The sequence below is a fragment of the Sedimenticola thiotaurini genome (assembly GCF_001007875.1).
GTDB classification, from domain to species: domain Bacteria; phylum Pseudomonadota; class Gammaproteobacteria; order Chromatiales; family Chromatiaceae; genus Sedimenticola; species Sedimenticola thiotaurini.
Map to the genome: position 1 here is coordinate 94913 of NZ_CP011412.1, position 20156 is coordinate 115068.

25 protein-coding genes and 1 riboswitch are annotated in these 20156 nt (G+C 58.7%); of the genes, 23 read left to right on the forward strand and 2 right to left on the reverse strand.

Annotated features, from left to right (window positions below):
• Positions 1-63: 63 nt before the first annotated feature.
• The 18 genes from AAY24_RS00440 to AAY24_RS00525 all read left to right on the forward strand — a co-directional run bounded on the left by AAY24_RS00440 (position 64) and on the right by AAY24_RS00525 (position 13114).
• The gene (locus tag AAY24_RS00440; RefSeq protein WP_046858003.1) at positions 64-735 is read left to right on the forward strand and encodes a cation efflux transmembrane domain-containing protein; all 672 of its coding nucleotides are present in this window, start codon (positions 64-66) and stop codon (positions 733-735) included.
• A gap of 318 nt (positions 736-1053) precedes the next feature.
• On the forward strand, positions 1054-1878 hold the full coding sequence (locus AAY24_RS00445; protein WP_046858004.1) for a phosphate/phosphite/phosphonate ABC transporter substrate-binding protein: 825 nt from the start codon (positions 1054-1056) through the stop codon (positions 1876-1878).
• The gene (locus AAY24_RS00450; protein WP_046858005.1) at positions 1878-3338 is read left to right on the forward strand and encodes a sensor histidine kinase; all 1461 of its coding nucleotides are present in this window, start codon (positions 1878-1880) and stop codon (positions 3336-3338) included. Before AAY24_RS00445 ends, AAY24_RS00450 begins: the two co-directional genes overlap by 1 nt.
• On the forward strand, positions 3331-4668 hold the full coding sequence (locus AAY24_RS00455) for a sigma-54-dependent transcriptional regulator (protein ID WP_046858006.1): 1338 nt from the start codon (positions 3331-3333) through the stop codon (positions 4666-4668). Before AAY24_RS00450 ends, AAY24_RS00455 begins: the two co-directional genes overlap by 8 nt.
• Positions 4669-4823: 155 nt before the next feature.
• Positions 4824-5315, forward strand: a complete 492-nt coding sequence (locus tag AAY24_RS00460; RefSeq protein WP_046858007.1) for a YeeE/YedE thiosulfate transporter family protein — start codon at positions 4824-4826, stop codon at positions 5313-5315.
• A 1-nt stretch (position 5316) separates the two neighbouring features.
• On the forward strand, positions 5317-5961 hold the full coding sequence (locus tag AAY24_RS18325) for a YeeE/YedE thiosulfate transporter family protein (protein WP_052760963.1): 645 nt from the start codon (positions 5317-5319) through the stop codon (positions 5959-5961).
• A 25-nt stretch (positions 5962-5986) separates the two neighbouring features.
• Entirely contained in the window at positions 5987-6298 is a 312-nt protein-coding gene (locus tag AAY24_RS00470; protein ID WP_052760965.1) for a sulfurtransferase TusA family protein, read from the forward strand.
• Between the two features lie 9 nt (positions 6299-6307).
• Positions 6308-6517, forward strand: a complete 210-nt coding sequence (locus AAY24_RS00475) for a hypothetical protein (protein ID WP_046858008.1) — start codon at positions 6308-6310, stop codon at positions 6515-6517.
• A gap of 106 nt (positions 6518-6623) precedes the next feature.
• Positions 6624-6890 carry a hypothetical protein gene (locus tag AAY24_RS00480; protein ID WP_046858009.1) on the forward strand — a complete coding sequence of 89 codons (267 nt, stop codon included), beginning with the start codon at positions 6624-6626 and terminating at the stop codon, positions 6888-6890.
• Positions 6891-7727: a rhodanese-like domain-containing protein gene (locus AAY24_RS00485; protein ID WP_046858010.1), complete on the forward strand. Its 837-nt coding sequence runs from the start codon at positions 6891-6893 to the stop codon at positions 7725-7727.
• Positions 7728-7780: 53 nt separating this feature from the next.
• Complete coding sequence (locus tag AAY24_RS00490) at positions 7781-8071, forward strand: hypothetical protein (RefSeq protein ID WP_046858011.1); 291 nt, start codon at positions 7781-7783, stop codon at positions 8069-8071.
• Positions 8072-8081: 10 nt separating this feature from the next.
• Entirely contained in the window at positions 8082-8354 is a 273-nt protein-coding gene (locus tag AAY24_RS00495; RefSeq protein WP_046858012.1) for a hypothetical protein, read from the forward strand.
• Between the two features lie 15 nt (positions 8355-8369).
• The gene (locus AAY24_RS00500; protein WP_046858013.1) at positions 8370-8555 is read left to right on the forward strand and encodes a hypothetical protein; all 186 of its coding nucleotides are present in this window, start codon (positions 8370-8372) and stop codon (positions 8553-8555) included.
• 19 nt (positions 8556-8574) lie between these two features.
• Positions 8575-9498, forward strand: coding sequence for a sulfurtransferase (locus AAY24_RS00505; RefSeq protein WP_052760966.1), 924 nt, complete (start codon positions 8575-8577; stop codon positions 9496-9498).
• The gene (locus AAY24_RS00510; RefSeq protein ID WP_046858015.1) at positions 9498-10127 is read left to right on the forward strand and encodes a c-type cytochrome; all 630 of its coding nucleotides are present in this window, start codon (positions 9498-9500) and stop codon (positions 10125-10127) included. The genes AAY24_RS00505 and AAY24_RS00510 overlap by 1 nt, the downstream gene beginning before the upstream one ends.
• 409 nt (positions 10128-10536) lie before the next feature.
• Positions 10537-11304, forward strand: coding sequence for a DUF1194 domain-containing protein (locus AAY24_RS00515; protein WP_052760967.1), 768 nt, complete (start codon positions 10537-10539; stop codon positions 11302-11304).
• Positions 11305-11500: 196 nt separating this feature from the next.
• Positions 11501-12379 carry a protease HtpX gene (gene htpX / locus AAY24_RS00520; RefSeq protein WP_335337197.1) on the forward strand — a complete coding sequence of 293 codons (879 nt, stop codon included), beginning with the start codon at positions 11501-11503 and terminating at the stop codon, positions 12377-12379.
• An 18-nt stretch (positions 12380-12397) separates the two neighbouring features.
• Positions 12398-13114, forward strand: a complete 717-nt coding sequence (locus tag AAY24_RS00525) for a tetratricopeptide repeat protein (protein ID WP_046858017.1) — start codon at positions 12398-12400, stop codon at positions 13112-13114.
• A gap of 9 nt (positions 13115-13123) precedes the next feature.
• Here the strand turns inward: AAY24_RS00525 and AAY24_RS00530 are convergent, their stop codons facing one another.
• Positions 13124-13888 (reverse strand): ParA family protein, encoded by a 765-nt coding sequence (locus AAY24_RS00530; protein ID WP_470406626.1) that lies wholly within the window; start codon positions 13886-13888, stop codon positions 13124-13126.
• 260 nt (positions 13889-14148) lie between these two features.
• Between AAY24_RS00530 and AAY24_RS00535 the strand changes: the two genes are divergently transcribed.
• The 5 genes from AAY24_RS00535 to thiH all read left to right on the forward strand — a co-directional run bounded on the left by AAY24_RS00535 (position 14149) and on the right by thiH (position 18913).
• Positions 14149-14484 (forward strand): MGMT family protein, encoded by a 336-nt coding sequence (locus AAY24_RS00535; protein ID WP_335337198.1) that lies wholly within the window; start codon positions 14149-14151, stop codon positions 14482-14484.
• A gap of 119 nt (positions 14485-14603) precedes the next feature.
• Positions 14604-14699: riboswitch (TPP riboswitch) on the forward strand.
• 83 nt (positions 14700-14782) lie between these two features.
• Positions 14783-16666: a phosphomethylpyrimidine synthase ThiC gene (thiC, locus tag AAY24_RS00540; RefSeq protein WP_046858019.1), complete on the forward strand. Its 1884-nt coding sequence runs from the start codon at positions 14783-14785 to the stop codon at positions 16664-16666.
• Between the two features lie 9 nt (positions 16667-16675).
• Positions 16676-16873 (forward strand): sulfur carrier protein ThiS, encoded by a 198-nt coding sequence (gene thiS / locus AAY24_RS00545; protein WP_046858020.1) that lies wholly within the window; start codon positions 16676-16678, stop codon positions 16871-16873.
• A 42-nt stretch (positions 16874-16915) separates the two neighbouring features.
• Positions 16916-17695, forward strand: a complete 780-nt coding sequence (locus tag AAY24_RS00550) for a thiazole synthase (RefSeq protein ID WP_046858021.1) — start codon at positions 16916-16918, stop codon at positions 17693-17695.
• Between the two features lie 105 nt (positions 17696-17800).
• Positions 17801-18913 (forward strand): 2-iminoacetate synthase ThiH, encoded by a 1113-nt coding sequence (gene thiH / locus AAY24_RS00555; protein WP_046858022.1) that lies wholly within the window; start codon positions 17801-17803, stop codon positions 18911-18913.
• Between the two features lie 30 nt (positions 18914-18943).
• On the opposite strand, the gene AAY24_RS00560 is transcribed toward thiH, so the two are convergent.
• The gene (locus tag AAY24_RS00560) at positions 18944-20155 is read right to left on the reverse strand and encodes a hypothetical protein (protein ID WP_046858023.1); all 1212 of its coding nucleotides are present in this window, start codon (positions 20153-20155) and stop codon (positions 18944-18946) included.
• Position 20156: the final 1 nt, after the last annotated feature.

The following is a 20156-nucleotide window of genomic DNA, read 5'->3' on the forward strand; positions in this document are numbered from 1 at the left end:
ACAGTCGCTGTAGGTAGTAAGGTTAGGACATGGTTCATGAAATTGATACCCGGGAGAAGCGGAATGGCGGGTTGTAATTGTGGTAACAATCTGGAATTTGATGGTTTGTCGGTGGCGTATAAACGGATTCTGTGGATCGTTATTGCCATCAATGCAGTGATGTTCGTGGTGGAGGTGGGTGCCAGTCTGGCGTCCGGTTCCATGGCGTTACGGGCCGATGCGCTGGATTTTCTCGGTGACAGCCTGACCTATGGCATTACCCTCATGGCCATCGGTCACTCGATTCGCTGGCGGGCCTCGGCGGCCCTGTTCAAAGGGGTGACCCTGGCGCTCATGGGCTTGTGGGTATTGGGCGCCACGCTGTACCGGGTTTTCATTCTCGGCATTCCCAACGAAGCCATCATGGGCTCGGTGGCGCTGATGGCCTTCGCGGCCAATGCCACCAGTGTACTGTTGCTGCTCCGCTACCGGAACGGTGATGCCAATGTGCGGTCGGTCTGGCTCTGCAGCCGTAACGACGCGATCAGCAACCTGGCGGTCATGCTGGCTGCGGTGGTGGTTTACTACACCCAGACCCGTTGGCCGGATCTGCTGGTGGCAGCGGCGATGGCGGGACTGTTTCTGCACTCATCCACCCTGATTATCCGGCAGGCGAGACAGGAAATTCAGGCGGATCGGATCGGCCGCAAGGAGTGCGTTGTGGTGGCAAGCAGGCCGGAACGTCAATTGCCCTGAAACGTCGCTGAAAATAACCCATTTGCCGTAACCGAGTGCCCATCAACGGTATGCAGCCGGGTGAGGTTTCCGTCTATCCCACTGCGACAGGCTGGAGTCATCAGGCAAATGTCTGATATGGTTGTACGTTAAGGAGTGCTCCCCTGACGGGTCATTGTCTACCAACTAAAATCAAACAGACTGGCCCGCACTTAAACTCAAAACAAGAATTTACCGCCCGGGTCCCCGGCAACGTCATCGGTTTGCTACGGGACAGCTGGCTCCGGACACAGGGTGCATCGACTCCACGCATTGAATTAATCCGGCAGGAGGTGGATTTTGAGGGAGAAATACGGCTGGCTGGCGCTGTTACTGAGCCTGTTGTTACCCGGTGCGCTCCCGGCTGCCACCCCGGAACCGGGGCACCTCCGTTTTGGTGTCCTGCCGCTGCAGAGTCCGACCAAACTGGCGGGTATGTTTCTGCCCCTGACCGGTTACCTGGAGCAACAGCTGGACCATCCGGTTCAGTTCGTCACCAGCGGCAGCTTCAATACCTTCATGGAGAAGGTGTCCCGGCGGGAATATGACATCATCTATCTCAACCCCATGCTCTACAGCCGCGCCCGCCAATACGGTTACCGGGTGATTGCCAAGGTAGCTTCCGAGCCCTTTACCGGTATTCTGGTGGTGCGCCGGGATGGGCCGATCCAGTCTCTGTCGGCTGAGTCACTGCCGGCGGGACTGCGGATCGGTTTCCCGGATCCGGGAGCCTATGCGGCGACAGTGATGGTGCGGGAGTATCTGCGTTCGATCGGGATCGACGTGGATCGGCAACTGCAGGTGCAGTATTTCGGTTCCCAGGACTCGGCTATCCTGGCGCTGCATAACGGTCTGGTGGATGTGACCGGGACCTGGCGTCCGTCTCTGCGCTCCATGCCCCGGGCGGTCCGGGATGACCTGCGGATTATTGCCGAGACACCACCCCAGCCGCAGATGCCTATCGCCGTGCGGGATGACCTGCCCGCCGATCAGATTGAACGACTCTCCCGGGCGCTGACCGGGCTGGCCGGCAGTGAGCAGGGCCAGGCAATTGTGCGGCGTCTGGGGTTCAAGCGGGGCTTCGAGGCCGCGCGGGATGAGGAGTACCGTGAGGTGAGCCGGTAATGGATGCCCCCCTGTTTTCCGCTGCATCGGTTCGACGTCGGCAGCGCCGCTGGATTCCGCGACCGTTTTATACCCTGCGTGTGCGTCTGATTATCTCCGTGGCACTGGTGCATGTGGTGTTGATGGGGCTGTTCACCTGGGAGGCGGTGGAGCGTCAGTCCCATGAACTGCGCCTGGAGATGGTCAATCAGGGGCGCTCCCTGGCCAGTATGATGGTGGTGGCTTCCACCAACGCCCTGCTGGCGGAGGATCTGGCCTCGCTGGCGGAGGTGACCCGCCGGGTCGGGGTGCGGGAGGACGTTGCCTACGGTGAGGTGGTGGATATGCGCGGCTTCGTCCTGGCCAGTACCCGGGAGGGACGGGTGGGTCGGATGGTGGGGCCGATGATTGAACGGAATGACCGGTTCCCCCTGGCCGCCGATGACCGGGTGCTGGATCTGCGGGAGGATGTCCTGATCGGAAAGGATCGGGTCGGTTTTGTTTTGTTGGGGCTGTCCACCATCAATCTGGACAACGCCCTGGTGGATACCCGCAATCGGGGTATTCAGTATATTTTGCTGGCACTGGTGATCGGCAGTGTGGCGGCCTGGTTACTCTCCCTGGCTGTGACCCGGAATCTGCGTGACCTGACCCAGGCAGCGAAAAAGATCGGTGCTGGGGATCTGAACGTCCGGGTCAATGTGCCTGGCCAGGATGAGACCGGCACCCTGGCGCGGGCGTTCAACCTGATGGCGGCCTCCCTGCAACGCAGTTCCCGGCAGATGGAACAGGAACATCGCAAGCGCACCGAGGCGGAACGCCTGGCCTGTGTTGGTGAGATGGCGGCCTCCATCGCCCACGAAATACGCAACCCGATGGTGGCGTTGATCAACTCGGTGAAACTGCTGGAAGACAGCCAGCTGCCCGCCGGGGATCGGGCGGCGGTGGTGGATATTGTCAATACCGAGTCCAGTCGTCTGCAACGCATCCTGGACGACTTCCTGATGTTCTCCCGCCTGCCGATGCCAAAGCTGGAATCGGGCGACCTGAAAACCCTGGTGGAGCAGACCATCGGTTTGATCGGCCAGGATCCGCGCTACGGGGAGGGGGTCCAATTCGAGTGCCGCTACGAGGCGGATAACCACTGCCGCTTCGATTCCGACCTGATGCGCCAGGTGCTGCTCAATCTGATCATGAATGCTATCCAGGCAATCAACGGGGAGGGGAAGCTGATTATCCGTCTGCAACGGGAACAGGATCACCTCAACGTCAGTATCGTGGATAGCGGCCGGGGAATTCCGGAGGATATGGTGTCGGAAGTGACCAAGCCCTTTTTTACCAGCCGAAAGGATGGAACCGGCCTGGGTCTGCCGGTGGTGCAACGCATCCTGGCGCAGCACGGGACGGCACTCAGCATCACCAGCCTGGAGGGGTACGGCACTGAAATGGCGTTTGACCTGGAAGTAACGAGCGATGAGTAATGTACTGATTGTGGATGATGAGTTTTCCATCCGTAAGACCGTCAGCCTGCTGTTAAAAGGGGAGGGCTTTGTCCCTTTTGAGGCGGCCGGTATCGATGAGGCGTTGGGCTATTTCGAGACCCAATCGATCGACCTGGTAATCACCGATCTGCGCCTGGGGATGGAGAGCGGTATCGATCTGTTGGCAAAGTTACAGGATCGCGGTCTGGCCACGGAAAGCATTGTCATGACGGCGTTCGGCACGATTGAGAGCGCGGTGGAGGCGATGCGCCTGGGCGCCTATGACTACCTGACCAAACCGATCAACCCGGATGAGTTGATGCTGCGGGTCCGCAAGGTGTTGGAGCGCCGCGCCCTGCGGGAAGAGGTGAAACGGTTGCGCATGGTGCTGGATGGCCGCGAGCAGATGCGTTCCATCGTGGCCGCCAGCGCCGCCATGCAGCAGGTGCTGGACGTGGTGGCGCGTATTCAGGATCGGGACATCCCGGTGCTGATTACCGGTGAGACCGGTACCGGCAAGGAGGTGATCGCCCAGGCCTTGCACAGCAGCAGTGCCCGGGCGGACAAGCCCTTCGTGCCGATCAACTGCTGTACCCTGCCTGAAGATCTGCTCGATTCCGAGCTGTTCGGGCATGTGCAGGGCGCTTTTACCGGTGCCGGCGGCAGCCGGGAGGGGCTGTTCCAGCAGGCCGACGGCGGCACCCTGTTTCTGGACGAAGTGGGGGATGTGAGCCCCCGTCTGCAGGCCAAGCTGCTGCGGGCCCTGCAGGAGGGTGAGGTGCGGCCGGTGGGTGGCAACAACATTGTCAATGTGGATGTCCGGGTGGTGGCGGCGACCAACCGGGATCTGGAGGAGATGGCCGACAGGGGGGAGTTTCGGAGCGACCTGCTGTTTCGTCTCAACGTGTTGCCGATTCACCTGCCGCCCCTGCGGGAGCGGCGCGATGACATCCTGCCGCTGGCCTGGCATTTCATCCACCAGCTGCATGAGCGCCTGGGGCGGGATGACCTGGGTCTCTCCACGGCGGCCCAGGAGAAGTTGCAGCAGTATGACTGGCCCGGCAATGTGCGCCAGCTGGAGAATGTTATCGAGCGCAGTTTTGCCCTCTTTCCCGGGCCGGTGCTGGATGCTCACCAAATTATCATCTCCACGCCCGGTAAGGGTGCGGCCAGTGAAGTGCGCGACGAGACCACCCTCACCATCGCCGAACTGGAGGCGCGTCATATCCGGGCGGTGCTGGAAGCGAACAACCACAACCAGGTGGCGGCAGCCCGTGTATTGGGGATCAGCCGTTCCACCCTGAGACGCAAAATGAGTCAGATGGGGTGATTCATTTTGCTACAGCCCCTGTTCAAAACAGATCAGAATCAGTATTTCATGAACTGTTTAACTTATTGTAAATAAAAAGAAAAATTTTTATTTACCGGTTGGCATCCGGTTTGCACTTCTCCAGCTACAACAATAAATTGGCATTTGGAGGGTGCATGGATTTTTTTAAAAAGACGTATGACCCGGTGATCTCCCTGGCGATCATCTCGGTTCTGAATATCTTCCTGTTTCTCACGGTCGGTGCCTGGACCGTGGGTGGTGGTGAGACCATGATGACCGGGCTCATCGCCGAGTTTTTCCTGGGCGAGGAGCTGGCCCGCATCCCGTTCTGGGATCTGGTATTCCAGCCCGACGCCGGTTACTGGAAAATCTACATCAGCCTCGGCATGCTGTTCGGGGCCCTGGTGGGTGCGCTGCTCAGCAAGGAGTTCTACTGGCGCGTGCCCAAACATCTTTCCGAGTGGGTCATGATTACCATCGGCGGTCTGTTGATGGGTATCGGTATCCGACTCGCTTTTGTCTGCAATGTGAGCACCTTTTTTGGATTGACCCCGCAAATGAACCTGGGTGGTTATCTGTCGATTACCGGCATCATTGCCGGTGCCTGGGTCGGTTCACTCATCTATAAGAAAGTTCTGGAGGGTTGATATGTCGGTTGTCGGTCAATGTCTTGCCGCCTTTATCTTCGGCTCGGCGGTGGGTTTCCTGGTACAGCGTTCCCGTTTCTGCAACACGGCCGCACTGCGTGATGCCATGCTGTTCAAGACCTATCGCAATACCAAGGCGCTGCTGGTCACCATGATGATCCTGACGGTGGGATTCACCACCTTCATGACCTTCGGTGACGGCTATCCGTTACAGTTTGATGTGGGTATCAACCAGATCATCGGGCTGTTCCTGTTCGGTATTGGTATGGTGCTGGCCGGAGCCTGTACCGTCTCCACCTGGGTCAAGGCGGGTGAAGGTAATGTGGGGGCCATCTGGGCGCTGCTGTTCACCTTTATCGGTATGTTCCTGTTCTCGCTGGTCTGGTCTTTCACCTACTGGCCGCCGGCCTCAGCCACCATGTCCGGTGAACCCAACCTGGCCGGGCTGCAGTTCGGTTTTGCCAATGCGGCCACCCTGCAGGAGGAGACCGGTATTCCGGCACTCTTCTTCGGTCTGATCCAGACCGCGGTGCTCTACGCCATCTACCAGGCGATCCTGCGCAAGGAGCGGAGTATTGCCGCACAGCGTGCCCCGGCCAGCCAGCCGGCGGTAACAACCCAATCACCATTAGAAAGCAAATCCTGAATTGCACTCCAGAGGAGGAGAAAACATGGCACTTTTCGGACGCAAGAAAAAACAACCGGCAGAAGCCGCAGGTCCCACCGGCGAAGTGACGCTGGAAGATGGCAGCACCTATCCGGTCAATCAGATCGTGGACTGTATCGGCGACTCCTGCCCCCGTCCCCAGTTGATGACCAAGAAGGCGCTCTCCAACGCGGCGTCGGGCGATGTAATCGAGGTGCGGATTGACAATCCCACTTCGATGGAAGCGATCCCGCCCATGATGCCGGAACTGGGCAGTACACACCTGGGCACGGTCAAAGACGACCGTTACTGGCGTGTCATCGTCCGTCGACAGTAGGGTGGGCTTATGAGCAAAGGTTATATCCTGATGCTGACACTCTCCCTGGCGGTGACGGGTGTCTCGGTCGCTTCACTCGGCTATATCATCTCGGCCCAGCCGGACTATCTCCATTCCGATCGTGACGGGGTGCCGTTCTACACCCCCAAGGTGATCAACCCGGAAGGGGGCGAGCCATTGAGTATGGGCGAGCTGATTCGCCACTTTAAGGGAGAGTGATATGGAGCTGAGTCTGCAAACCTGGATTCAACTGGGCATGTTCGTACTGGCGATGGCCGTGCTTTATATCAGCATGACCAGCGATTCAACCTGAGGAGAGTGCAAGATGCGCCGTGAAATAGTGATTTTCAACCTGCTCAGCCTGCTGGTTACTCTGGGTATCAGTGCACTGCTTTTCGGTAGTGCCTCGGTGCCGGACGAGAAGCGCCTTGCCGCCAGTGAGCCACAGCCGGTGGAGGCTTTCGAGGATGTGGATCTGGGGCCCGATTATGGTGAGATACCGGTATTCGAACTGGTGGATTACTATCTGGAAAATCCGCCGGTAAAGTCCGCGACAGCGGCGCCGGTGCAGCGCCATTTTGGTGGCTGCTAGGTGGTGATCCGGTTCGCCACGCTCTGTTGCCTGGGCCTGGTGGCGTTATCGCTGCAGGCGGCCGAAACCGGGTTACGGTTTATCGACCGGTTGCCCGGGGACGACAGCTGGCGGATGCTGGACACCCGGCCCCACAGTCAGTGTGAAAAACGCACGATCAAGGGGGGGCGCTGCCTGGCCGCCAGCGATCTGCTCGGCCACAGCGGTCGTCTGCCAAGCCTGCGGGACATTGTCTGGTTACTCGGCACCCTGGGGCTGAAAGGTGATGAGACCGTGGTCGTGGCGGGCCAAACGGGAGCCGCTAGAGACTTTATTGCCGGTCTGCTCTATCTGGCCGGGCAGAAGCAGGTGCTGGTGCTGCAACCACCCTTGAGTCGGGTGATGTCCGGTACAACCGTGCCACTTGACATGGGTCGGACCCGCAGCATGAGCCGTGAGCAACACTACGTGGCGCGCCCACGGGATCACCTGATCGTGCTGCGTCGTGAACTGCAGCGACGTCTGGTGCAACAGGAAGTCCTGCGTCTGCTGGATGTACGCAGCCAGGCCGAGTACTGGGGCGAACAGATACGCGGCTGGCGGGGCGGTCACATCCCGGGGGCGGAGTTTGTCGCCTCTCTGGATGTGCTGTCACTCCGGCCGACACAGGCCGGTGTAAGTACAGTGATCTATGGCCATGGGCCGTTTGAGTCGATCGCCGCCTTCGCCCGCTTACAGGGGCAGTGGAGTGGACCTGTACAGGTGTTGATCGAAGGCTGGCGTGCCTGGTCGGCGGACGCCACTCTGCCGGTCGATGCGGAAACTTATAACGATAACAAGACGCTGATCGATTCCTGATCACCGGAACGTCAGTAGTCTATAGAAACGCCTTCGGGCTAAGGGAGGTATGTGTGAATCTGCTGTTTATTGTATCCACGCCGGGTGCCGGGCGCTTGCTGAAGTCGCTGGCGGCGGCCTGTAAGCGCAAGGGCACCCGATGGAGCTGTTTCTTTACCAACGACGGGGTAAGTATTCTGGCCGAACCCGGGATGGAGGATCTGTCCTGTTGCGCGCAACGGGTGGTGGTCTGCGAGCACTCCTGGGCCCGTTTCATGGGGGATAAGCCCTGCCCGGTAGAGCTGGGCAGCCAGACCCAGAACAGCATCATGGTCGGTGAAGCCGATCGGATTGTGAGTCTGTAGGGGAGGAGCTATGGCAAATAAAAATCTGGTTGTACTGGCGCGGCGGGATCACGCGGAAGCGATGCGTGTGGCGGCCGGCCTGACCATCGCCGGCCACGGGGTTCGTCTGATCTTCATGACCGGTCCGGTGGAAGAGACGCCTGAAAACATGGAGCAGGCGGAGACGCTGGAGCTGTGTGATATCGAGCCGGAGACCACGGTTCGTGGCGAAGAACTGCCCTATATGGATAGTGCCGCTCTGTCGCTGGCTCTGCTCCAGGCGGACAGTGTGATCAATCTTTAAGGGACCCGTATAACAATGAATATAGCCGTATTAAAAACCGGTCTGTTCCCCGACAGTGAAACCGTCGAAGAGGGGATCGACCACCTATTATCGCGTTGCAACCTGTATCAGTATGATGCAACACGTGACGATCTCTCGGACAGTGACTGGGATCAGATCCTTGATGAGATTCTGGATGCTGAACGTCTGATCGTGCTCTAAAAACAACAGGAGGATGGATATGAAAATAATCAACAAGATCGGCAGTGGATTGGCGTTACTGGGTTTCTGTTCGATAGCCTGGGGCGCAACGCCACTGGTTGATGCGAACTGGGTAAAAGAAAATAGCTGTAATCCGGATGTACGGGTGCTGGATATACGCAACAAGCTGGATGGCGGATCCAAAACAACCTACATGCGGGGACATATTCCCTGTGCGATTCACACCGACTACGCCAAGGATGGTTGGCGCATTACGGTCAATAAAGTGCCCGGCCTGCTACCCCCGGTGGATAAGCTGGAAAAACTGATCGGTGGCCTGGGTGTGGATAATCAGACCCATGTGGTGATTTATCACGCCGGTAAAAACGCCCTGGATCTTGGCAGCGCCACCCGGGTCTACTGGACTTTCAAGGTGCTGGGTCATGATAATGTCTCTATTCTCGATGGTGGTTTTGCCGCTTACACCGCAGACAAGAAAAACCCGCTGGAGAAGGGCAACAAAAAGGCTGAACCAAAAACTTTCAAGGCGACCCTGAACGAATCGGTGCTGGCGACCAAAGAGGATGTTAAGGCAGCCATCGACAGCGGCGTGACCCTGATTGATAACCGGCCGAACCATCAATACCTGGGTATCAACAGGCATCCCAAGGCGACCCGTAATGGCACCATACCGCAGTCCAAAAATCTGCCGGAGAGCTGGCTGACCGTAAATGGCGGGGGTAAATTCCGCGATACGGCGTCGTTGAAAAAGCTCTACCAGGTTGCAGATGTCTCCCCTGAGGGTGATACGATCAACTTCTGCAATACCGGTCACTGGGCATCCCTGGGCTGGTTTGTCGGCAGCGAACTGCTGGGTAACAAGCAATCCCGTCTCTATGATGGCTCCATGGTAGAGTGGACAGTGGATAGCGCACTGCCGATGAGTGAGCAAGTCAAGCTCTGATGAGCCGGTTTTTAATCGGATTGGTGGCCGGAATCGCCCTGTTGATTCCGGCCACCGTTATTTCAGCTGGCGAACAGCAGCGCCGCTTCACGGTGGAACTGGCCCTGCTCGCGGGTGACAGTCGCCTGTTGCAGGAAGAGAGCCTGTCTGTCGAAAAACGCCGCTGGATCGAGGGACGCATCACCAGCGCCTTGAATGTATTACCGTTATTGGCGAGACAGTTTCTGGAAGAGTCCGGGCTGACGGATAACAGCCTGTTGGAGCGGCTGGGTGGTCTGCAGCAGCAGAGACCGGGCTCTGTCGCGCTGCTGACGGCGGCCCGTGAATTGAGTCAACAGTTTCCCATCCCCTTTCCCGTCGATTTTCAGCAGCCGCTGGGCGTCTCCGCCGAGTCAGAGATTAAAACGGTTTACCAGCAGTTGTGTCTTGGTTGTCACATAACATCGGCCCCCGAGTCGTCCGTTGTGATAGGCAACTTCGGCAGTTTCGCCCGCTCCATGCCGGATAGTGAATGGCTGGCCCGTCTGCTGGGAGGGCTGCGGGGTGATGCCTATACCGGTTATGAAAATCCCTTCAGCGATGCGGAGATCGCTGCCCTGTTTCGCTATACCCGGGACGAACTTCCCTGACCGGTGATATAGACTCCTTTGCTGTTCCCAGTTCAACTGTTGGTCTTTCGGATCACTGATAGATTGATCTGATCCGGTAACGGCTGGTTTCAACCACCGGGTTTGCCCCCGTTCGGTGAAAGCATTCCTGATAGATGCGCACTCCTGGGTCCAACTTATCCAATGACTGTTGTTCCTGCATTGAACTCGCCGGAATGAATAAAAACGCTGCACGCTGATAGCCTAGGAATCCATATCGGGTAAAAATCGTCAGTATTTTTTACAGTGGGTGATTTTAATGACTGAGTGAGCTTTTTAACTTATTGATTAATAAGGGTATGTGTGGGGTTGGCACGACTAGTGCTTTATGTCGATTACGAAAACACGCTGACCAATTTTAATGCTCAGGTTAGAGCAAGGGAGTTACGAGATGAAAAAACTGAAAAAACTGTGGGGTGCGCTGGCGGCTTTGCCCCTTCTGTTTGGGGCAACCCAGGTGTCGGCGGTTCCAGTGGATTTGGAACTGTCCCTGGTGATCGATGTATCCGGTAGTGTCAGCACGAGTGAATACAATCTGATGATGGACGGGTATGCTAACGCCTTCCGCGATGCCACCATCCAGAACAATATCCTCAGTACCGCCAATGGCGATCTGGGGCAGATCGCGGTGAATGTGGTCTTCTTTGCTTCAAATTTCTACACAACCGCATTGGATACTTTTACCCTGCTGGACTCAGCGGCAGCGATTAATACTTTTGCCGATACCCTGGATAACTTCGCTCGTCCCGGGGGTGGTGGAACCGACATCTTTGATGGTGTTAATGCTGCGACAGCTCTGCTGACTGCTGATAACGGCTTTGAAAGCACCAACCTGATTATGGATGTCTCCGGTGACGGCACCTCCACTGCATTCTTTACTCAGGCCGCCCGGGATGCGGCAGAAGCGGCAGGTATCACCATCAACGGTATCACCATTGGTAGTCAGGGTATCAATGATTTCTACATCGCTAATGTGATTACCAGTGATGGTTTTGCGCTTCACGCGACCGATTTTGATGATTTCTCCAACGGTATCAAAACCAAACTGGTGGTTGAAACCAGTGGTGGCGATACGTCCGTACCTGCACCGGCAACCCTGTTGCTGATGGGCGCCGGTCTGTTGGGCTTCAGCGCTACTCGGCGCCGCAAAGCCAGCTGAACCAACTCAACAACCCGTAGTCCAAAAGCCCCGCATAGCGGGGCTTTTTTTGTGCCGGATAAGATGATTCATATCCCGGATAAGAGAGTAAGCTACGGGCACATTGCCCGGGGGGCTGAGACCCTGCTACATTCTTGAAAATATTTGTGATTATCCCTATCTCCCGGGTGTTGTTAATTTACGGAGTCCTGACCTGATGAAGCGAATAGTCCTGTTTCTGGCCACCAACCTGGCAGTCCTTGCGGTGCTCTCTGTTACTCTGCGCCTGCTGGGCGTGGAACGCATTCTCGATGAGCAGGGGGTGGGGCTGGACATGAACTCCCTGATTATCTTTGCTGCGGTACTGGGCTTTGGTGGTTCGCTGATTTCCCTCTTTATCTCCAAATGGACCGCCAAGCGGATGATGGGACTGCGGGTGATCGAAACGCCTGCAACCGCAGTGGAGCAGTGGCTGATCAATACGGTCCAGCGACAGGCCGAGCAGGCCGGGATCGGCATGCCGGAAGTGGCGATCTACGAAGGGGCAGAGATGAATGCCTTTGCCACCGGCTGGAATCGCAATGACTCCCTGGTGGCGGTGAGCAGCGGACTGCTGCAACAGATGGATCGGGCCGAGGTGGAGGCGGTGCTGGGCCACGAGATCAGTCACGTGGCGAATGGCGACATGGTGACCCTGGCCTTGATCCAGGGCGTGGTAAACACCTTCGTTATTGTGCTCTCCCGGGTGGTGGGGCACCTGGTGGATCGGGTGGTATTCAAGACCGAGCGGGGACATGGCCCGGCTTTCTGGATCACCACCATCGTGGCTGAACTGGTGTTGGGTATCCTGGCCAGTATTATCGTCATGTGGTTCTCCCGTCAGCGGGAGTACCGGGCCGATGCGGGGGGTGCCAAACTGGCCGGTCGCACCAGTATGATCAATGCCCTGGCCAAACTGGGTGGTGTGCAGCAGACGGAAGGTTTACCGGACCAACTGGCCGCCTTCGGGATCGCCGGCGGCAAAGGGTTAAGTGACCTGTTCAGGACCCATCCCCGCATTGAGGACCGCATCGCCCGCCTTCGGGAACAGGGTTAACAGCTGAACAGGCACCCCATGAGTTCAGTCAGAATACCAGTCATCCTGCTGATCGCGCTGCTGTTGAGCGGCTGTATGACGGTGGCGGAAAAAGAGGCGATCGAGGCACTGCCCATGTATGGCCAGCCGGAGCTGGTCCGCAGCGATTATCTGAAGAGTCAGGATGATGCCTTTATCCGGCAGATAAACTACCGCTACCGGGGAGATCTGGCACGGGCCAGCCGGGAGTGGAGCGGTCAGGCGCTGGATATCCTGAGACTGGGTGATCCGGACAGTGCCATGCGCCGGCTGAACCGGGCCTGGCTGCTGGATAAGCAGAACTACCAGGTCTATTGGGGATTTGCCCAGGTGCTGGTGATCCGCGATGAGCTTTCAGAGGCGGCGGAACATCTTGAGCGGGCGTTGGAACTGGTCGATGACCCCTACCAGGAACCGGCGCTGCTGACCGATATGGGAACGGTTTATTCGCTGTTGGGTACGGAAGCGGAAGCACTTCAGACGGGGCAGGGGCAGGCGCTGTTTGAACAGGCCAATGCCCGATTCTCGGCGGCCGTGGTGTTGGATGGGACTTACCTACCGGTCTGGCAACGCTGGGCCAGGTCACTTTACCGGCAGGGTGATTACCGGGCTGCATGGGAGAAGGTTGCCCAGGCACGCCAAAGGGGGGCGCGGGATCTCTCCAGCCGGTTTCTGCAGGAGCTGTCCGCCCGCATGCCCGACCCATCCGGTGACTGACACTAACCGTTAATCGAGTGCGGCGTATAACGCCTCGTACTCCCGGGTCAGCTTGTGTTTCGGGTCGAAATGGATCATCGGCCGGGCATTCTGGTGGGACTCCCGGATGCGGATGGAGGGTGACAGGTAGGTGTCGAGGATCGGCAGGCCCTCTTCAACCAGCTCATTGACCAGTGCCTGGGGCAGTCGGGCCCGGGACTGGAACTGGTTGACGATAATGCCTTCGATCACCAGCTGATCATTGTGGTCTTCCTGGATCTCCCGCACGTTACCGAGCAGGGTGTAGAGGGCTTGCCGGGAGAAGTCGTCACAATCAAACGGGATCAGGCAGGCTTTTGCCGCGATCAGTGCGGAGCGGGTGTAGAAGTTGAGTGCCGGGGGGGTGTCGATGTAGATTTCATCAAAACCTTCCAGGGTCTCCAGGGCATCGCGCAGCTTGAACATCTTGTAGCGTGACTCCAGCTTCCCCTGCTGGTCTTCCAGTTCCGGGTGTGCCGGCATCAGGTGGAGATTCTCGAAAGGCGTATCGTGGATATAGGCATCCGGGCCTTTTGGTTTGAAGCTGTAGGAGAGAATCTCCTTGAAAAAATCCACCAGGGTGTGATCCAGTTCAGCGGGATTGGTGCCGAGCAGGTAACGGGTCGAATTGCCCTGGGGATCCAGGTCGATCACCAGTGTGCGTTTGCCCCGGGCGGCGCTGATCGCGGCCAGGTTACAGGTGATGGTGGACTTGCCAACGCCTCCCTTCTGATTGAATACCACTCGACGCATCATAGTCGCTCCCAGCGAACGGTTTGATTGATGCTGGAGAGTGTATCGCTCTTGATTGTGCGCTGCAACAAAAGGCCGTCAATTGGGGGAGGAGAGACGTTTGGGCACAAATGGAGACCCATAGGGCCATTGGTTTCGCTATCCTATTTGCTGCCAATCTGGAAATATAAATCTCCCTCGGGTGCAGTAGTTAAATTCGCATCCGGTTGCGAGTCGTCATAGCTAAACTGGGGATCTGTATGGAGCCGGGAATAGGTAGGCAGGTGAACAACTATCAACGTATCTGGCGCACTGTACTGGCCATACCGGCGGGCCGGGTGGCCAGCTATGGCCAGATTGCCGATCTGGCGGGTCTGCCGGGGCGTGCCCGACTGGTGGGGCGGGCCCTGGGCCAGGTGCCTGAAACCATGAGTGTCCCCTGGTACCGGGTGCTGCGCAGCGACGGCCGGATCGCCTTCCCGGCCGGTTCACCCCAGGCCGAACGACAGAAAGGGCATCTGCAGGAGGAGGGGGTGATCGTGTTGAATAACCGGGTCAGGCTGAAAGCGTTCGGTTGGCAACCGGATCTGGCGGAGCTGTTGATGCGCCTGGAGTTCTGAGCACTACGGCATCGCGCTGGGCGGCTGGTCTGACTGGTGCTGGAGATTGATTCTCTCCTGGTGGATTTGACCTGGCGGTTTGCTGTACCATGGTGGGCATGTGGGCGGATACTCCGCCCTGATCGAAGCGGGGGTGTCGCCGGCAGGTGGCTGAGAAATACCCTTTGAACCTGATCCGGGTCATACCGGCGTAGGGAAGCTGGCTCTGTTCTACAAGCTAAACCAGAGCAAACCCCTTTCCTTTCTGTTCACATCCCCGTTTCGTCTGAACCATCCCCTTATCGGAGGACGAAACGCAATGCAATCCAAAGACAACACGCAGTCCCGGCATTCGGTTGATACCGACAACATGGCGGTCGAAAGCTTTCCCGGTTCCCGTAAGATCTACCTGCAGGGGAGTCGTCCCGACATCCGGGTGCCGATGCGTGAGATCTCCCTCACCGATACCCCGGCCAGTTTCGGTGCAGAAAAAAATCCCCCGGTACTGGTCTATGACACATCCGGTATCTATACCGACCCCGATGCGAAAATCGACCTGCGCGCGGGCCTGCCGGAAATTCGACGTAACTGGATTGAGGAGCGGGGCGATACCGAGCGACTCTCCGGTGTCAGCTCCCAGTTTACCCGTCAGAGAAAAGAGAACCCGGAACTGGATGCGCTGCGCTTTGAGCATCTGCGCGAACCGCGCCGGGCCAAATCGGGCGCCAACGTCACCCAGATGCACTATGCCCGTAAGGGTATCGTCACCCCGGAGATGGAGTTCATCGCCCTGCGCGAGAATATGCGGCTGCAGGAGGCCCGGGATCTTGGGTTGTTGAAGCAGCAGCATCCGGGTTTCAGTTTCGGCGCCGCCATCCCCAAGGAGATCACGCCGGAATTTGTCCGCGAAGAGGTGGCCCGTGGTCGGGCCATTATCCCCGCCAATATCAACCACACCGAGCTGGAGCCGATGATTATCGGCCGTAACTTCCTGGTCAAGATCAACGGCAATATCGGCAACTCAGCGCTGGGTTCCAGTATCGAGGAAGAGGTGGAGAAGATGGTCTGGGGCATTCGCTGGGGTGCCGATACCATCATGGACCTCTCCACCGGCAAGAACATTCACGAAACCCGTGAATGGATTCTGCGCAACTCGCCGGTGCCGATCGGTACCGTGCCGATCTACCAGGCGCTGGAAAAAGTCGGTGGAATCGCCGAGGACCTGAACTGGGAAGTGATGCGCGATACCCTGATCGAACAGGCCGAGCAGGGGGTGGATTACTTCACCATCCACGCCGGCGTGTTGCTGCGCTACGTGCCCATGACCGCACAACGGGTGACCGGCATTGTCTCCCGGGGTGGCTCCATCCTGGCCAAGTGGTGCCTGGCCCACCATAAGGAGAACTTCCTCTACACCCGTTTTGACGAGATCTGCGAGATCATGAAGGCCTACGATGTCTCCTTCTCCCTGGGTGACGGTCTGCGTCCCGGCTCCATTGCCGACGGCAACGACCAGGCCCAGTTCGCCGAACTGGAGACCCTGGGTGAACTGACCAAGAAGGCCTGGGAGCACGATGTGCAGGTGATGATCGAGGGCCCGGGTCATGTGCCGATGCAGATGATCAAGGAGAACATGGATAAGGAGTTGCAGGAGTGCTACGAGGCGCCCTTCTACACCCTGGGTCCGCTGGTGACCGATATCGCTCCCGGTTATGACCACATCACCTCCGGTATCGGTGCCGCCATGATCGGCTGGTACGGCTGCGCCATGCTCTGTTACGTGACCCCCAAGGAGCATCTCGGTCTGCCGGACAAGGAGGATGTGCGGGAAGGGATTATCACCTACAAGATTGCGGCCCACGCAGCGGACCTGGCCAAGGGTCATCCGGGTGCCCAGATCCGCGACAACGCCATGTCCAAGGCGCGCTTCGAGTTCCGCTGGGATGATCAGTTCAACCTGGGGCTGGATCCGGAGCGGGCACGGGAATACCACGATGCGACCCTGCCCAAGGAGTCGGCCAAGGTGGCCCACTTCTGTTCCATGTGCGGTCCCAAGTTCTGCTCCATGAAGATCTCCCAGGATGTGCGCGAATACGCCAACAAGAAAGGGCTGGATGACCTGGCCACGGCGGTTGAAGTGGGCATGAGCGAGAAGTCCCAGGAGTTCACCGCCGGTGGCAGTGAGATCTACAAAGAGGCCTGAGACGCGGCGATGTATATTTTTGTGAATGATGAAGAGACCCGGATTGAACCTGACACAACCCTGGAGGCGCTGCTGACCGGCCTGACCGGCGGCCGCAATGTGGCGGTGGCGGTGAACGACACCGTGATCCGCCAGGACGAGTGGCCCGGCTACCGGCTGCAGGAGCAGGACCGGGTATTGATCATCGCGCCGGTCCAGGGCGGTTGAACAGTGTGCAGATTTCTCCGTCATTCAAGGAGCGGGTAAAACATGAATAGTGATCCATTGAAAATTGCCGAACACCTTTTCGGCTCGCGGCTGTTTCTCGGTACGGGCAAGTTCGGCTCCAATCAACTGATGCACGATGCGGTGGTCGCCTCCGGCAGCGAACTGGTGACAGTGGCGCTGCGTCGGGTGCGGCTGCAGGAGCAGGAGGACGAGGTGGTCTCCCATCTGCAGATTCCCGGCGTCAATCTGCTGCCCAACACCTCGGGAGTGCGCACCGCCAAGGAGGCGGTACTGGCGGCACAGTTGGCCCGGGAGGCGCTGCAGACCAACCTGCTGAAGCTGGAGATCCATCCCGACCCCCGTTATCTGCTGCCGGATCCCATCGAGACTCTGGCGGCAACGGAAATCCTGGTTAAGGAGGGTTTTGTGGTGCTGCCCTATATCAACGCCGACCCGGTGTTGTGCAAGCGGTTAGAGGATGTGGGGGCCGCGGCGGTGATGCCGTTGGGCGCGCCCATCGGTACCAACCAGGGGCTGCAGACCCGCGCCATGCTGGAGATCATTATCGAGCAGAGTGGCGTGCCGGTGGTGGTGGATGCCGGTATCGGTGCACCCTCCCAGGCGGCCGAGGCGATGGAGATGGGGGCCGATGCGGTACTGGTGAATACTGCCATAGCGGTGGCGGGTGATCCGGTGGTGATGGCCGAGGCGTTCCGCATGGCCACGCAATGCGGACGCATGGCCTATCAGGCCAGACTGGGTAATGTCAGCAAGGCCGCCGAGGCGAGCAGCCCGTTGACCGCCTTCCTGGCCCAGGAGTAGCCGTTGGTACTGTTCTGCCTCTGCATCTCCGGTCTCCGACCGGTGGGCAGTACAGATATTTCGCACACTTGTTAAGTGTCCGTTTAAGGGCACTGGGACCATGTCATGAGTTTTTTATCGGTTTTTGAACAGCACACCTGGGAAGGGATGGCAGAACGGATTAACGGCAAGCAGGCCGCCGATGTGGAGCGGGCGCTGGACAAGCCGGGTAAACGGGATCTGGATGATTTCTGCGCCCTGATCTCTCCGGCGGCCACCCCCTACCTGGAGCGCATGGCACAGCTGAGCTACCGACTGACCCGCAAACGCTTCGGCAACACCACCCAGCTCTATATTCCGATGTACCTCTCCAACGAGTGCCACAACATCTGCACCTATTGCGGTTTCAGCGTGGATAACAAGCTGAAGCGCCGTACCCTGACCCGGGAACAGGTGCTGCAGGAGGTGGAGGCGATCAAGGCGCACCGCTTTGAGCATCTGCTGATGGTGACCGGTGAGGCCCACCGCACGGTGGGCGTGGACTACCTGGAGCAGGCGCTGGAGTGGGTGCGGCCCCATTTCTCCAGTCTGTCACTGGAGGTGCAGGCGCTGGATCAGGCCGATTATGAGCGGTTGATCAAAAAGGGGCTCGACAGCGTGCTGCTGTACCAGGAGACCTATCACCGGGATAACTACCGCCAGTACCATCCGAAAGGCAAGAAACGCAACTTTGAATACCGCCTGGAGACGCCGGATCGGCTCGGCCGAGCCGGTATCCATCGTATCGGTCTGGGTGCCCTGCTGGGGCTGGAGGATTGGCGTACCGATGCCGCCTTCGTGGCCCTGCACCTGGGTTATCTGGAGCGTCGCTACTGGCAGACCAAGTACTCCATCTCGCTGCCGCGCCTGCGCCCGGCCGAGGGGGTGCAATCACCCAACGTGGTGGTGACGGATCGGGATTTTGTGCAGATGATCTGTGCCTACCGGATCTATAGTGAAAACGTGGAGATCTCCCTCTCCACCCGGGAGCGCCCCGAGTTCCGCGATCACCTGCTGAAACTGGGTATCACCTCCATGAGCGCCGGTTCCAAGACCGAGCCGGGTGGCTATGCCATTGAGGAGGAGGCGCTGGAGCAGTTTGAGATCAGTGACGATCGCAGTGTCGACGAAGTGGTGGCGATGATTCGTCGCCAGGGGTTCGATCCGGTGTGGAAGGACTGGGATTCGGTACTGGGTTGACCGGGCTGCTGAGTCGTCCCCTTCGCCCGGTCAGAAATAGCGCTCCAGGGTGAGTTGTAGATGGTCATCCCGGCGTATCGCCGACAGCGGATCGTTTGGTTCATCACCGGAAAACAGCCGCAGATCGAGACTGGCTTTCCAGGCGTTGCCGATCCGGCGGCTGGCCTCCAGCTGTAGGATGTGGCTGTGGAAGTCCAGGTCATAACCGATACCCGCCAGCAACTCGCTGCTGGCGGCGTCATTCAGGGCGATACGGGCGCCGAAATAGAGGTCGTTCTGGGCCAGGCTGGTGGAGCGGGTGCCCCGTTCGTCCCAGCCATACTCCAGTAGCAGACCCAGGTCGGTGTTGCTGTCGGCGATGCCGTACAGGGTATATTCAAAACCGCCCTGCAGCGCCCAGAAGCTCTCCTGCTGACCATCCCGCCAGCGCATCTCCAGTTTCCACAGCCAGTCATCCAGGGTCGCCTGCAGATCCATGCCCAGCTGGTTGATCTGCTCATAATAGGGTGTCAGCACCAGGTTGCCGTTGCCGTCTGTGCCGGGCACCAGACGGGGCTCCCGGTTGGTGCCGCGAAACCAGTGCAGACCAATATCATAATCACCCAGAGTGTGGCTCCAGCGGGCCGCCAGATCGAGATGGTTGTCACCGGCCGCCGATTCGTAAGCGGCCTGGCTGCTGTCCACCACCAGGCCGCTTCGCAGACGTCCGTCCAGCCCGGCAAAGGTGCGTTCACGGAATCCGGGCAGGGCGAACAGATCCAGGATGCCCCAGCGCCTGACCAGGGAGAGGTGGATCATCGGCTGGCCCAGTTTATCCTCGCCGTCGATGTCCTCGACCCCATCGGTCTGGTTGATGGTATCCACCAGGTGCTGGAACTCGGTGACGCCCCAGAACACCTTGCCGATGCCGCTGTGCAGTTCCCAGTCATCCCCGACGTGGCTCCAGGTGAGTTGGCGGATGTCGGCATGGCTGCGCTCCGGGTCATGTTGGTCCCAGCGCAGGTAGGGGATGAACTCCACATAGTCCCGGTCCTGGTTCCAGGCGTAATAGAACTGCGGTTCAAAAAAGCCTGACAGGTTGGCGGCGTCGTACTGCCCGGTGAATTGGGGGCTGTGGGGAAACAGGCGCAGTTCCGCTCCCACCTTGCCGCTGATCGCCAGATCATTATCCGCGCCGGCAAGTGCCGGCAGCAGAAACAGCAACAGGGGCAGCCAGTTTTTGGTCAGGCATTGCGGCTGCATC